Source organism: Rhodococcus sp. RCBS9 (genome assembly GCF_029457415.1).
Taxonomy (GTDB): Bacteria; Actinomycetota; Actinomycetes; order Mycobacteriales; family Mycobacteriaceae; genus Rhodococcus_F; species Rhodococcus_F qingshengii.
The window spans coordinates 2,629,984-2,644,017 of sequence record NZ_CP120422.1; the positions used below are offsets into that span (position 1 = coordinate 2,629,984).

Consider the following 14,034-nt stretch of genomic DNA (forward strand, 5'->3'; position numbering starts at 1 on the left):
GGTGAACGGCATATTACTGGGGGTTGTAGTAGCGGCGTTGCTGGTGGCGGCGGTCGCGCGAAGGTTCGGGCTGTCTTCGCCGCTGATCCTCGTCCTGGTCGGTTTGATCGCCTGTCAGATACCGGGTGTTCCGGAATTGGAACTCGATCCAGACCTCGTCCTGTTCGTCGTGTTGCCTCCACTTCTGTACTCGGCAGCACTGGACAGTTCATACCTGGCTTTGCGCTCGAATCTGCGTCCGATCGGATTTCTCGCGGTGGGGCTTCCCCTGGCGACGACGGCTGCGGTGGGCTTTGTCGCCTACCTGATCGTGCCGGAGTTCTCGATAGCGGCTGCTCTGGTTCTCGGCGCGATCGTGGCGCCGCCGGACGCGGTGTCCGCGAGCGCAATCGGACGCAAGCTCGGCCTGCCGCGCCGGATCATGACCCTGCTGGGCGGGGAGAGCCTGCTCAACGACGCCACCGCTCTGACGGCGTACAAGGTCGCTCTCGCGGCTGCCGTCGGTACGGGTGCGACGCTGATCGGCGGCTTCGAGACCTTCCTCGTCGCGGCGGTCGGTGGAACGGTGATCGGCCTCGCGGTGGGGTTCGTCATCTCGAAGGTTCGCGGCAAGCTCCAGGATCCGGTGATGGAGAGCGGAATCGGATTGGTGGTGCCGTTCTTCACCTACCTGGCTGCGGAAGAGGTCCACGCGTCGGGCGTCATCGCGGTCGTCGTAGCCGGATTGTTCCTCGGCCAGCGCTCCACCCGCGCGAGTTATGCGACGCGTTTGCAGGACACGGCAGTGTGGAGGGCCGTCGACCTGATCCTGGAGTCGTTCGTCTTCCTGTTGATCGGTCTCCAATTGCCCAGTGTCGTCAACGGATTGCAGGGGTACAGCACTTCGATCGTCGTCTGGGCGTCGGTTGCCGTTCTCGTGACCGTCGTGGTGGTCCGAATCGCCTGGGTGTTCCCGTTCACGTACGTACCGCGCTGGCTGTCGCCGCGTATTCGAGCGAGGGAGCCGGAGATTTCGGCGCGGGCGGTGTTCGTCGTGTCGTGGGCCGGTATGCGAGGGGTCGTGTCGCTGGCAGCTGCCTTCGCCATTCCGCTGACGGTCAACAGTGGGGAGGACTTCCCGGGGCGGTCGCTGATCCTGTTCCTGACGTTTGTCGTCGTGGTCGGCACGCTGTTGCTGCACGGCCTGACGTTGCCGTGGGTGATCCGTGTCCTCGGCGTGCAGGGGGACGAAGAGCAGTCCGACGCCCGCGCCGAGGCGGCCGCTCAGGACAAGGCTGCACGGGCCGCTGCGGCGCGGCTGGACGAGTTGGTCGGAGCCGACGCCGACGACGTCCCTCAGGTCCGCAATCGTGCCGCGGACATCTTGCGAAGCTGGAACACCCACCGCGCGAACTCGGCGTGGGAGCGACTGGGACGCAGCGACGAGGATCTGGGGGAGAGCCCGTCGAACGCCTTCCGCTCGCTGCGCCTCGAGATGATCGATGCCGAGCGAGACGTCTTCATCGCCGAACGCGATGCCGGCCGGATCGACGACGAGGTCCTCCGGAAGGTACTTCGCGAGCTCGATCTCGAGGAAGCGACGCTCGACCGGGACTAGACCGGCTGGTCTGCTGTCCACGAAGGTAACCGCTGGCCAGGGTCGGTTTACCTGACTGTTGAGGCCTGCAACTTAACCGATTCCACTGAGCGAGACTCGATCCAATTTTCTGTGCCTCCCATCACAGACTGTTTCGTGTTCAACATCACGTCACGGTCTTACCCCGCCTTGGAGGCATTCGAATGAGTCGTAGTTCCCGCCGCGGAAGTCGCAGATTGGCTGCGGCTGCGCTGGCGATCACCGCAAGTATGTTCCTGGCGTCGTGCGCCGACAACGGCTCGAGCAATGGCGGCGGCGAATCCGCTGATTCCGGTTCCTCACTGAAGATCGGCATGGTCAACGAGCAGGCCGATCCCGGCACTCCCACCAAAGGCGGCACGCTGACGTTCAGCGGCTACTCGGCGGTCACGACTCTCGATCCCGCGAAGGCTCAGGTTGCCGGCGCCACCGGTGGCAGCGAGCTCAGTGCCATCTACGACGTGCTCATGCGTTACGACCCCATCGGGCAGAAGTTCGAGCCCAAGCTCGCTCAGTCGCTCGAAGCGAGTTCGGACAGCAAGACCTGGACGCTGAAGCTCCGCGACGGTGTGAAGTTCAGCGATGGCACAGCTCTCGACTCGAAGGCCGTCGCCGACAGCATCAACCGCTACGTCACCAACAAGGGACCTCAGTCGAGCCTGTGGGCTTCCAAGGTTGCCTCGATCGACACCCCCGACGCGACGACCGTAGTCTTCAACCTCGTTGATCCGTGGACAGGCATCCAGTCGATGCTCGCCACCGGACCCGGCATGATCGTCGCCCCGAGCGCCCAGCAGGGTGACCAGTTCACCCCGATCGGCGCCGGCGCCTTCACCCTCGAGAAGTTCGCTCCCAACGAGGAACTGCTGTTGGCTGCTCGCCCCGACTACTACGACGGCGCACCGAACATCGACAAGCTCAAGCTGATCAGCATCGTCGGAGCTCAGCCCACCGCCGAAGCACTCAAGACGGGCGGCATCGACGCCGCGTACATGCGTACGCTCACCCCGATCCTGGATCTGATCGAGTCGGGTTACCCCGGCTTCGTCGACATCCCGTCGCTCGGTTACATCGCCAACGTGAACATGGCCCCGGGCCGCCCGGGCTCGGATGTCCGTGTCCGCCAGGCGATGGCGCTGGCCGTCGATCCGGAGACGCTCAACACCCGCGTCAACAACGGCAAGGGACTGCCCGGCCAGGAGATCTTCCAGGACACCTCGCGCTGGCACAACGACGTCGCACCGATCGGCGTCGATCCCGCCAAGGCGAAGGAACTGCTCGATCAGGCCAAGGCCGACGGCTACGACGGAAAGATCACCTTCCTCTCCATCCAGGAACCGTCCGCACAGGCAACGGCTCTGGCCATCCAGGCGATGCTCAACGCAGTCGGCTTCGACGCTCAGATCGAATACGTCACCGGTGCAGGTGATCTGGTCAAGCGGATGTACGCCGATCACGACTACGACATGAGCACCGCAGCACTGAGCCTCGCCGAGGCCGATCCCTACGAGCGTCTGTACACGGGCATCAAGTCCGGTGGCCGTAACAACGCGACCGGCTACTCCGACGCCGAAATGGATGCTCTCCTGGACAAGTTGGGCGTCGCAACCACCGACGAGGACAAGAAGGCAGTCCTGGCACAGATCCAGGAACGCGCCAACGAGACCGTCCCGTGGCAGGTGTGGGGCAACGTCGCCGCACTCGACGTGTGGAACCAGAACGTTCACGGACTCGAGCAGAGCCTCGACGGAATCGTGCTCTTCGACGGAGCTTGGAAGTCCTAGAGAGCCTGAAGTTCACAGCCGGCCCCGCGCCCGTATTGCAGCGGATCGGGGCCGGCTGCGAACGAAGAAATGAAATCAGAGGAACTGCTGTGTATTGCGAGCTCGCTGTCCGAAGGAGACGAAATCGATGAACATCGGCGCAATAGGTAAGAAATTGGGCCAGCTCGTCATTGTGATCCTGATCGTCAGCTTCGGAACCTTCGTGCTGGCATCACTGATCCCCGGCGATCCCGCTGTCTCCGTTCTCGGTGAAGGCCGAACGCCTGCCGAGTACGAGGAAGTTCGGCAGCAGCTCGGACTCAACGATCCACTCCTGGTTCGCTATTGGGACTGGCTGACCAGCGCTCTCCAGGGCGACCTCGGCAACTCGCTCGTTCCCCCGCAGCAGGACGTCCTCACCGCGATCAGTTCCGCTCTCCCCGTCAGCGTTCAGTTGGCAGTGATGGGTCTGGTCATCGCACTCGTCGTCGCAGTTCCGCTCGCACTCTGGTCGGCGCACCACGAAGGCGGCGTCATCGACCGCGTCATCAGCGCCGCGACATTCGGTGTTCTTTCCGTCCCGAGCTTCCTCGCCGGTCTGTTGCTGATCATGGTCACCGTCAACTGGCTCGGCTGGTTCCCGCGATCACAGTGGGTGCGCATCGGCGACAGCCTCTCCGGAAACCTCTCACACGCAATACTTCCCGCGATCACCATCAGCCTCCTCGAGATGGCGATGTTCACTCGCGTTCTCCGATCCGACCTGGTGACGACGCTCCGTGAGGATTACATCCTCGCGTCGAAGGCCAAGGGAATGCCCACGCTGCGAGTGCTTTTCAGTGACGCGCTCCGCCCGTCGTCGTTCTCGCTCATCACGATGATGGGTCTGGCTCTCGGCGGCATGATCGGCAGCACCGTGATCGTCGAGACGCTGTTCTCGCTGCCCGGAATGGGCACGCTCATCGTCCGCGCAGCGCAGCAGGGTGATTCGCCGATGCTGCTCGGCGCGGTGGTCGTGATCGCGGTCATCTACGTCCTCGTCAACAGTGCGATCGATGTTCTGTACACCTATCTTGACCCGAGGAGTCGTCGTGTCCATGTCTGAAGTGACGCCAGACGGAGCGGCCCCGTCGCCGGCCCCGTCCGAGGTGATGACATACCGGCAGCAGACAGTCCTGCTGGCTCCCGGTCCCGTCGAGACGCTGGAACAGCCCAAGAATCTGGTCCTGATCGGATCGATTCTCACAGTGGTCGGCGTTGCGCTGCTCGGCACCGCACTCTTCGGTTCAGCGATCATGATGACCGTCCGCATCGTGCTCGCGCTCGTTGCCCTGGTTTTCCTCTTCAAGGGGCTCGGCAAACTCGGTACGTCCAAGTGGGGCAGTCAGTTCGATCTCTCGTACTGGTTGGCGTGCATCTGGCTGGTCGCGCTGATCCTGGCCGCGATCTTCGCGCCGCTGCTGCCGCTCGGTGAGTACAAGGACACGGTCAAGACCTTGGCCGAGCCGGGCTTCGCATCGCCGAGCCTGCTCTCCGATCATCCGTTGGGTACCAACAACTTCGGTCTCGACCTGCTCGCCCGCGCCCTGTTCGGTGCGCGCGCCTCCTTGACTGTCGCCATCTGCGCCGTGCTGATCGGCATGATCATCGGTGGCACCATCGGCGTCATGGCCGGCTATTTCCGTGGCAAGGTCGACGCCGTGGTCGGAATCCTGACCAACTCGCTGCTGGCCATTCCTTCTCTGGTGCTGCTCATCGCACTGGCCGCGGTGCTCACGTCGAACCTGCGCAACATCACCCTCGCACTGTCGATTCTCTGCATTCCCAGCATGGTTCGAATCGCCAGGGCAAACACCATCGTCGTCGCCCAACGGGAGTTCGTGCTTGCCGCGAGAGCCATGGGCGCCACCAAATGGCGCGTCATCTGGCGCGAGTTGGTTCCCAACGTCCTCGTTCCCGTCGCCGCGCTCGGCCTGGTGGCCGTCTCCGGCCTGATCGTCGCGGAAGCGTCACTGAGCTTCCTCGGACTCGGTATCGCACAACCTGATCCGACCTGGGGCAACATGATTGCGGAAGGTCAGGGCGGGATCGTGGAGAAGCATCCGTTCATCGTCCTGGTACCAGGCGTCTTCCTCTTCCTGACGGTGTTCTCCTTCAACCTCATCGGCGAGAAGTATCGGAGTAAGCTGTGACCACTTCAGCTCAGCACGGCGTTCCGCTACTGCAGGCGGACAACATCAGAACCGTATTCGCCACTCCCCGTGGCCAGTTGCGAGCAGTCGACGGTGTCTCGATCCACGTCTCCGCCGGCGAGACTCTCGGCATCGTGGGTGAATCCGGTTCCGGCAAGTCGGTTCTCGGGCGCACCATCATGGGACTGCTCCAGAAGGGTCCGGCTCTCGACATCAGCGGGACGGTGACGTTTGCCGGCCGCGACATGTCGACGATGAAGAAGTCGGAGATGAAGCACTTCTGGGGACCCGAGATCGCCATGGTCTTCCAGGATCCGATGACCTCGCTCAATCCGTTCAAGCGCATCGGTACCCACATCACCGAATCCTTGAAGTTCCACCTGGGTCTGAAGAAGGACGCGGCGCGCGATCGCGCAGCGGAACTCCTGTCGATGGTGGGTATCCCCGAGCCCAAGCGTCGGCTCGACCAGTACCCCCACGAACTTTCGGGAGGTATGCGACAGCGTGTGGTCATCGCGATGGCGCTGGCCTGCGAGCCGAAACTGCTGATCGCCGACGAGCCGACCACCGCTCTCGACGTGACGGTGCAGAAGCAGATTCTCGATCTGCTCGCCTCACTGAATGACAAGCTCAACATGGCCGTCATCCTGATCAGCCACGACCTCGGTGTGGTCTCGGGGCGATCGGACCGTGTCGCCGTCATGTACGCCGGTTCCGTCGTGGAAACGTCGGCAACCGAAGAGTTGTTCACTCGTCCTCGCCACCCGTACACCGAAGCGCTGATGGCCGCGATTCCGCGACTCGAATCACCGACGCACACAGTGCTGCAGACAATTCCGGGTGGACTCCCGGACATGACGAAGCCGATCACCGGTTGCCGCTTCGCCGCTCGCTGCCGATACGCCCAGGACGACTGCCTGACCGGCGACCCGGCCCTGGCTCCCGGCGGACCGGGGGACAACACAACCGAAAGCCACACGTTCGCGTGCCACTACCCGGTCGACACCCCCGAAGGCACAACGGCATTGGTCGCCAACGAGAAGGCCGGCACTACCGCAGCGGGCCTGACGCTCGCGGTGAAGGAGATGGTCTGATGACTGCATCAGTGGATACCAGGAAGTCCGAGACGGTGGACGCGGCCCTGACGGTCGAGGACTTGGTCGTCGAATTCAACGTCGGCAAGGGCCAGACCGTTCACGCCGTGTCCGGGATCAGCTTCACCGTCGCTCCGGGCGAAACCTTGGGCGTGGTCGGTGAATCCGGCTGTGGCAAGTCCACGGCGGGCCGGGCGATCATGCAGTTGCCCTCACCGACGTCGGGCTCGATCCGCCTCGGAGAGACGGAAATGACGGCACTGGGCGCGGAAGAATTGCGTCGCAGCCGCACTCAGTTGCAGATGATCTTTCAGGATCCCATCTCCTCCCTGAATCCCCGTCGCAAGGTCAAGGCTCTCATCACCGAGGGTCCGTCGATCTGGGGTGGAAAAGACAAGGCTGCCATCGAAGCTCGGGCGCGCGAGGTTCTTGCCGAGGTCGGGCTGGACCCGGACATGGTGTGGGACCGAACCCCACGCGAACTCTCGGGTGGTCAGTGCCAGCGCGTGTGCATCGCCCGCGCATTGATGCTCGACCCCAAGGTCCTGATCTGTGACGAGCCGGTCTCGAGCCTCGACGTGTCCGTGCAGGCGCAGATTCTGAACCTGCTCGAGGACGCGAAGAAGCGTCACGGGCTGTCGCTGCTGTTCATTGCGCACAACATGGCCGTCGTGAAGAACATCAGTGACCGCGTGATGATCATGTACTTGGGCCGCGTCTGCGAAATCGTTCCCGCAGAAGACATGCAGAACCGCGCGCTGCACCCGTATACGCAGCTACTGCTGGCGTCGATTCCCGATCCCGACGCCACCGTCACCGCGGCGCAGAACGTCGAGCAGAAGGTCATCGAACTGCCCTCGCCGCTCAATCCGCCCAGTGGCTGCCGCTTCCGCACGCGGTGCCCGCTGGCTACTGATCTCTGCGCCGAGGTAGTTCCCGAGCTGCGTCTCGTCGAGGGCGGCCATCAGGTGGCGTGCCACAACGTGTGACTACACGCGAAGCATGTTGCGTACGTGACCGGTTTCGTTGATCGACCCGACCCTGCGGCTTCCGTTTCGCGACACGAGAATGCGCGTGACGGACACGTACTCGATCGGGAAGGTCAACGGGCGCTCCAGTCCGAGCAGTTCCTGCAGAACGATGTTGACGACGCCGCCGTGGCAGAAGATCGCCACGGTGGCGTCGTTGTCCGTTGCCGCGACTATCTCGTCGATCGCACCGAGGACTCGCGCACGAAAGGCGTCGCCGTCCACCGACTCGGGGAGCCAGCCGGCTTTGATTCGCGCATAGGTTTCCGGCGCCCGCTCCAGGACCTCGTGCATCGGGATGTAGTGCGGCTGCTCGTAGTCGTATTCCGCCAGACCCTCGCGCTGGGTGACCGGAAGGCCCAATATCTGCGCTACCGGGGCTGCGGTCTCGAGTGCGCGCTTCTGCGGGCTGCTGAAGAGTCCGGTGATCCGGTACGGCGCCAGTGCTGCGGGCAGCCGTAGTGCCTGGGCACGACCTTCGTCGGTCAGCGAGGGATCTGCGCGGCCTTCGGTGACCTCGGCCAGTTCGGGGAGCGCGTGTCGGATCAGGAGTAGTTGCACCTACGTCACCTTGCCATGTAGAGATCGAACGCCACCACGAGGTTTCGGCCGTCGCGTTTTGCCTGGTACATCGCGTTGTCGGCGATATCGAGCAGAGTCTCCATGCCCGGCATCGCGCGATCGGCCCAGGCGACGCCGATACTGACCGTTCCCGCGAAACCGCGAATGGATCGCGCGTGGGCCTCTTGCGCCTCTCTGATGCGCTCCGCGAGGTGGATGGCTTCCTCGAAGGTGCAGTCGGCGGCGGCGACGGCAAATTCTTCACCACCCAGTCGGCCGGAGAGTCCCAGCCCTTCGGTAGCGGCGAGGAGGGTGTTTCCGAACTGTTCGAGGACCGAATCGCCGGTGAGGTGACCGAGGTTGTCGTTGATCGATTTGAAGTGGTCGAGATCGAGCATCATGACGGCGATCGGTCGTTGTGCCGCGTGCTGGGCGTCGAGGAGTTCCTGCGATTGGGTCCAGAACGCGTGGCGACTCAGCGTTCCGGTGAGGGCGTCGCATTCGGCGATGCGTTGGAGTTCTCGCTCAGCGCGCCGCTGTGCGCCAGTGGCGACGGCTACGGCGATGGGGGAGAGTGCCATCAAGATGACGGAGATCCGGGTGGTCACCCCCTCACTGAGTAGGTGCACCGGATCTGCCAGTGCCAGACGTCCCTTACCCGCCATGACCAGTGCCCACGCGCTCCATCCGGCTGCCAGGAGTGAAGTGCTGAACAGTGAGACACGCATTGCGCACCACAGGAGCGCCGGCATCGGCAGCAGCAGCGCAAGGGCTCCCTGAACCTCCAGGGCGAGTGGCAGACAGGCCAGGAGAGCGGCCAGAGGCGCCAGGATCTGTGCGAGCCGCCTCAAGCGCAGACTCTGCCGCACGGACGGCCCGCAGGTTCTTCGAATGTGTTCGAGCGTCGGTGCCGACAGAACGATCGGCAGCACGATCAGATACGTACACAGGTCGGCGAAGAACCACCCCACCAATTCCGTTGCCGCACCGCTTCCTTCGTGGAGTTGAGTGCGTAGTGCGCTGGCGGACCCGGCCGTGAACGACGCCAGAACCGAGATGAGGAAGATTCTGGCCGTGTACTTCGTCTCGGAGATTTGCCGCGGAAAGCAGCCGAGCAAGTTCGCGGCGATCAATCCTGTCGTGACGCCGACCAGATTGATCGCATTCAGTTCGAAGGCCCTCTGCACGGGGCTTCCGGTCGCAAGATCCGCCGTCAGCAGCGCTGCGCCGCCGACAGCGAGTCCGATCGGCGCAAACGAGCGCGGGTTACGGAGGAGAATGCCCAGAAGGATCGCGTTGGCGGGCCAGAAGGTCGACAGAAAACCGGGCGGACGGGCGGCGATGCCCGCCAGGGCGACAACGAGGATCGCCACGAAAATCAGGCACGAGCGCACCCGACGTGTCGAACGGTCCATGGTCAGCCTGTCGTAGAAAGCAGAAGCTGTCCGAGACTAGCAATGATCCGGCTACTGTCCGAGTTGTAACTTTAAGTGTCATCCCCGACGGTTCGGCTGCGTGAGGCGCCGAATCAAGTTCGCTAACTCCTCGGGTTGGTCGATCATCGCGTGGTGATGCGCCGGGCGCAGGACGTGAAAACTCCCACCGAGGTAGGTGGCGAGTTTCTGCTGCTTTGCCATCCAGGCGATGGACCAGGGAGTGGTGTGGCCAGTGTGTGCGGCTACGACGCTGAGGTCGATGTCGGGCAGTGGATGCTTGCTCGAGCGTCGTAAAGCGGTGAGCTCCAGCGCCATATCGGTGTACGCGACGTATTCGATCATCGCCGCTTCCAGATAATGAGGCTCGCGGTAGATCTTCCGGACCCATTCGAGAGTGGCTTCGGACGACCCACTCGGCGGCACGGACTGGTTGAGGATCTTGCGCGTCGTCGTACCGAGGAGTCGTTGGAGCCCGGTGGTGCTGAACGAAGCCGCGGCGGCTCGGGAGGCGATCAGCAGCAGGTCGCGGGGGAAAAGACGTTTCGGCTCCTTCTCGGCACTGGAATCGAGGAGGAGCATCCCCGCCGCCCGATCGGGGAACAGGCGCGCGAAGCCTTCGACGTAGAAGCCGGCGATGGAGTGGCCGACCACCACGGCCGGACCACTCAGTCCCAGAGTGTCGAGCACGTCGCGGATCCGCTGAGCTTCGCCGCGGACGGTCGGAACTTCGGAAGTAGGCTCGCTGAGCCCGAAGCCCGGGCGATCGAAGCGGACGACGGTGTGGTCCGACTGAAGATGACGCGCGCAGTCATCCCAGTCGAACCAGTTGCCCGCCAGCCCGCCGCACAGGACGACGACGGGGCCGTCGCCCTCGGCAAGAACATGCAGTCGGCTCTCGCCGACCTGCAAGATCTCGCCCGGTGGTTTCACGTGGAACAATTCCGGCACGCGAGAATCCGGACTACTGACGCGGTTTCGCGAGGGGGAAGGCCAGCGTCTCGCGGATGCTGCCACCCGTGATCAGCATGACGATTCGGTCGACGCCCATCCCGAGACCACCCGTCGGCGGCATCGCGTGTTCGAGGGCTTGGAGGAAGTCTTCGTCCAATTCCATCGCTTCCGGGTCGCCGCCGGCCGCGAGCATCGACTGCTCGGTGAGCCGGTTGCGCTGATCCACAGGGTCGGTCAGCTCGCTGTATGCGGTTCCGAGTTCGACGCCCCACGCCACCAGGTCCCACTTCTCGGCGACGCCGGGGATGCTGCGGTGCGGCCGGGTGAGCGGCGACATCGAGGTGGGGAAGTTGGTGTAGAACGTCGGGAACTCCGTGTAGTCCTCGACCAGATGCTCGTACATTTCCTGCGCGATGGCGCCGGTATCCCAGCTGGACTGGTACGGGATCTCATTGGCGTCGCACAACTTCTGCAGGTCTTCGAGACTTGTCTCGGGGGAGACGTCGACACCAAGTTTTTCGGCGACGGCGCCGTGCATCGTCTTCACCGGCCACTCACCGGAGATGTCGACCTCGACCAGTTCGCCGTCCGGGCCGGGACGCATGATGATCTCGCGACCGAATGCTGCGACGGCCGCCGCCTGGATCAGCTCGCGGCACATCCGCATCATGCCCTCGTAGTCGCTGTGGGCTTCGTAGGCCTCGAGGATCGTGAACTCGGGATTGTGTTTGAAGTCGACGCCCTCGTTGCGGAACACGCGGCCGATCTCGAACACTTTCTCCATACCGGCGACGCACAACCGCTTCAGGTACAGCTCGGGTGCGATGCGGAGATAGAGGTCGAGGTTGTACGCGTTGATGTGTGTCAGGAACGGAGCAGCGTTCGCGCCGCCGTGCACCTGCTGCAGGATCGGGGTCTCGACTTCGAGGTATCCGCGACCACCGAGTGAATCGCGCAGCGACTTCACGACGGCGCTTCGGGCTTCGAGCAGTTCGCGGGCCTTCGGGTTGAGGGCGATGTCGAGGTACCGCTGGCGGACGCGGGTCTCGGGATCCGAGAGGCCTTTCCACTTGTCCGGCAGCGGGTGCAGGCACTTGCCGTTCATGCGCCACTCGACGGCAATGAGCGACAGCTCGCCCTTGCGGCTGCGCCCGATGGTTCCGCTGACTTCGATCAGGTCACCGAGATCGAACTCGGCAGCGAACTCCGCCAGCTTCTCGCGGCCGACGTTGTCCTGGTCGACCAGGACCTGAATGTCGCCGGACCAGTCGCGCACGTCCGTGAACACCACTCCGCCGTAGTCGCGGACCCGCAGGAGGCGTCCCGCGATTCGCACGCGGGTGCCCTCCGGTGACTTCGCTGCGGCCGCGATCGTGTGCGTCGGTGGATAGGCGACGGGGTAGGCGGCGATCCCTTCGTCGGCCAGTTGCGCGAGCTTGTTCATGCGCACGCGGACCTGCTCGGGTCGACGCGGACCGTTGGTCGTGAACGTCGGAGCCGAGTCCGGCGGGCTGCCGTCGGCATGCAGTCCTTCGGAAGTCACCAGAGCTGCCGGCACCGCCGCATGCGTGCCGGTGTGCTTGACGACCTGGCTGGACTTGCGCCCGAAACTGGGCAGCACCACAAAGCCTTCGGCGATGGCCGACGCGAATCCGACGCGCGGCAGTTCGCGGTTGTCCTCGAAGCAGAGGAAGCGCGGCGCCCAATCCGGCTGGTATTTCACGTTCGAGCGGTACAGCGCTTCGAGCTGCCACCAGCGGGAGAAGAAGACGAGCACCGAGCGCCAGATGCGGAGGATCGGGCCCGCGCCGATGCGCGAACCTTCCTCGAACACCGAGCGGAACACGGCGAAGTTGAGCGAAACTCGCACGACGCCGATCTCGTCCGAACGTGTGGCCAACTCCGAGACCATCAATTCGACGACACCGTTGGGCGCCGTCGGCTTACGGCGCATCAGGTCGAGCGAAACACCGTTCGGTCCCCACGGCACGAGCGAGAGCATGCCGACGACGCTTTCGTCCTCGGTGCCTTCACCCATGACGGCTTCGACGAGGAGGCAATCGCCGTCGAGGTGATCGCCCAGTCGGCCGAGCGCCATGGAGAAGCCGCGCTCGGTGTCGGTGTCGCGCCAGTCGTCGGCGCGGATGATGACGGCCGCCATGTCCTCGGGCGGGATGTCGCGATGGCGTCGCATCCGCACGGTGACGCCGTGACGCCTGACGCGGGTGACCGCCTGGCGCACCGGGCGCATGTCGCGTCCGTTGAGATTGAACTCGCGGGTGCGCAGGATCGCTTCGTCGCCGAGCTGCAGGACGCTCAGGCCCGCCTTCTTGTATGCCGTCGCCCCGGTTTCGCTGGCGCCCATGACGGCCGTCGCCCAGCCGTACTGCGACGCGAGCCCCTGCCACGCTTCGATGGCGTGCGGCCACGCTTCGGGATCACCGATGGGATCACCACTGGCGAGGCAGACGCCGATCTCGACGCGGTACGTGATCGCGGCCTTGCCGCTCGGTGCGAAGATGACGGCCTTGTCGCGGCGGGTGGCGAAGTAGGCGAGCGAATCGTCGGCGCCGAAGTTCTGGATCAACCCGCGGATCGCGGACTCGTCGTTTCCGGTGAGCGCGTTGTTGGAGCGTTGCGCGCGGAAGAGCGTCATGACTGCGGCGAGTAGCGCGATGGCACCGAGGAGACCGAGGACCGTGTTGACGAAGACACGCGGGTGGCCGTCGAACACCTCGTTGTCGACCGAAGCCGCCGCGGTGACGCGGTTCAGGGCCCAGAGGAATCGCTGGTTCTGCGGCAGGTCACCTGGGAAGAGTTCGACAAGGCCCCAACCGATCACGGTCGCGACAGCCATGCCGCCGATCAGCACGCCGAGTGCTTTCCAGCCGGCGCCGCGCCGTACGCGTGTGTAGAACTCGGGCCTCGCCGCGATGAGAATTCCGATCACGACAAGCAAAACGACAACGGCCACGGCGTTGTTCGGGTTCTTGTCGACGATCGCGGAGGCGATGTTGGTGAGGGTGATCAGTGACAGGTAGATCGTCAGCAGCCACCAGGCGATGCGCTTGCGGCTCGCGAGGGCGGCGGCGAGCAGGGCGACGACGAGCGCCCACGACAGGCTCGTATCCGGTGCGTCGAAGTAGTAGCTGTCGATGTATTCGCGTGGGACGCGGAGGATGTGCCGCAGTACCGGCGAGAGGCTCCACAGGAACACCAGTACGGAGAAGACTCCGAGGATCAGTCCCGAGATATGGGGAACCTGGCTGAACCGCCCTTTGCGGAATCGACGCGCCTGGCGCGGATTTTCGGGTGGCGATTCCACCAACTCTGCAGTGGTGTCCGATACCTCGGTCAATGGTGCCATCGAGCTTCCTCTCCTACCGGTCGATCA

The 14,034-nt window shown here is 64.1% G+C and carries 10 protein-coding genes; 6 read left to right on the top strand and 4 right to left on the bottom strand.

Annotation, left to right across the window (positions count from 1 at the left end):
• Window position 1: 1 nt before the first annotated feature.
• The 6 genes from P0M12_RS12455 (at window position 2) to P0M12_RS12480 (ending at window position 7,653) form a co-directional block, all read left to right on the top strand.
• Entirely contained in the window at window positions 2-1,597 is a 1,596-nt protein-coding gene (locus P0M12_RS12455) for a Na+/H+ antiporter (protein WP_116057485.1), read from the top strand.
• Window positions 1,598-1,779: 182 nt separating this feature from the next.
• Window positions 1,780-3,399 carry an ABC transporter substrate-binding protein gene (locus P0M12_RS12460; protein ID WP_003943605.1) on the top strand — a complete coding sequence of 540 codons (1,620 nt, stop codon included), beginning with the start codon at window positions 1,780-1,782 and terminating at the stop codon, window positions 3,397-3,399.
• Window positions 3,400-3,526: 127 nt separating this feature from the next.
• The gene (locus P0M12_RS12465) at window positions 3,527-4,483 is read left to right on the top strand and encodes an ABC transporter permease (protein ID WP_003943571.1); all 957 of its coding nucleotides are present in this window, start codon (window positions 3,527-3,529) and stop codon (window positions 4,481-4,483) included.
• Window positions 4,476-5,570, top strand: a complete 1,095-nt coding sequence (locus tag P0M12_RS12470) for an ABC transporter permease (protein ID WP_007735813.1) — start codon at window positions 4,476-4,478, stop codon at window positions 5,568-5,570. Before P0M12_RS12465 ends, P0M12_RS12470 begins: the two co-directional genes overlap by 8 nt.
• Window positions 5,567-6,664: an ABC transporter ATP-binding protein gene (locus P0M12_RS12475; RefSeq protein ID WP_021342346.1), complete on the top strand. Its 1,098-nt coding sequence runs from the start codon at window positions 5,567-5,569 to the stop codon at window positions 6,662-6,664. The genes P0M12_RS12470 and P0M12_RS12475 overlap by 4 nt, the downstream gene beginning before the upstream one ends.
• On the top strand, window positions 6,664-7,653 hold the full coding sequence (locus P0M12_RS12480; RefSeq protein ID WP_058227385.1) for an oligopeptide/dipeptide ABC transporter ATP-binding protein: 990 nt from the start codon (window positions 6,664-6,666) through the stop codon (window positions 7,651-7,653). The genes P0M12_RS12475 and P0M12_RS12480 overlap by 1 nt, the downstream gene beginning before the upstream one ends.
• On the opposite strand, the gene P0M12_RS12485 is transcribed toward P0M12_RS12480, so the two are convergent.
• The 4 genes from P0M12_RS12485 to lysX all read right to left on the bottom strand — a co-directional run bounded on the left by P0M12_RS12485 (window position 7,654) and on the right by lysX (window position 14,007).
• A complete protein-coding gene (locus P0M12_RS12485) occupies window positions 7,654-8,253 on the bottom strand; it encodes a histidine phosphatase family protein (protein WP_003943544.1) in 600 nt (199 codons plus the stop codon).
• 5 nt (window positions 8,254-8,258) lie between these two features.
• Window positions 8,259-9,668, bottom strand: a complete 1,410-nt coding sequence (locus tag P0M12_RS12490; protein ID WP_277377798.1) for a diguanylate cyclase — start codon at window positions 9,666-9,668, stop codon at window positions 8,259-8,261.
• Between the two features lie 78 nt (window positions 9,669-9,746).
• Window positions 9,747-10,637 (bottom strand): alpha/beta hydrolase, encoded by an 891-nt coding sequence (locus tag P0M12_RS12495; protein WP_007735816.1) that lies wholly within the window; start codon window positions 10,635-10,637, stop codon window positions 9,747-9,749.
• Between the two features lie 13 nt (window positions 10,638-10,650).
• Complete coding sequence (gene lysX, locus P0M12_RS12500) at window positions 10,651-14,007, bottom strand: bifunctional lysylphosphatidylglycerol synthetase/lysine--tRNA ligase LysX (protein ID WP_277377800.1); 3,357 nt, start codon at window positions 14,005-14,007, stop codon at window positions 10,651-10,653.
• Window positions 14,008-14,034: the final 27 nt, after the last annotated feature.

Excerpts from the sequence above, each read along its gene's own strand:
- P0M12_RS12480 (WP_058227385.1), top strand. The coding sequence starts at position 6,664 with ATGACTGCATCAGTGGATACCAGGAAGTCCGAGACGGTGGACGCGGCC.
- P0M12_RS12460 (WP_003943605.1), top strand. The coding sequence starts at position 1,780 with ATGAGTCGTAGTTCCCGCCGCGGAAGTCGCAGATTGGCTGCGGCTGCG.
- P0M12_RS12490 (WP_277377798.1), bottom strand. The coding sequence starts at position 9,668 with ATGGACCGTTCGACACGTCGGGTGCGCTCGTGCCTGATTTTCGTGGCG.
- lysX (WP_277377800.1), bottom strand. The coding sequence starts at position 14,007 with ATGGCACCATTGACCGAGGTATCGGACACCACTGCAGAGTTGGTGGAA.
- P0M12_RS12470 (WP_007735813.1), top strand. The coding sequence starts at position 4,476 with ATGTCTGAAGTGACGCCAGACGGAGCGGCCCCGTCGCCGGCCCCGTCC.
- P0M12_RS12465 (WP_003943571.1), top strand. The coding sequence starts at position 3,527 with ATGAACATCGGCGCAATAGGTAAGAAATTGGGCCAGCTCGTCATTGTG.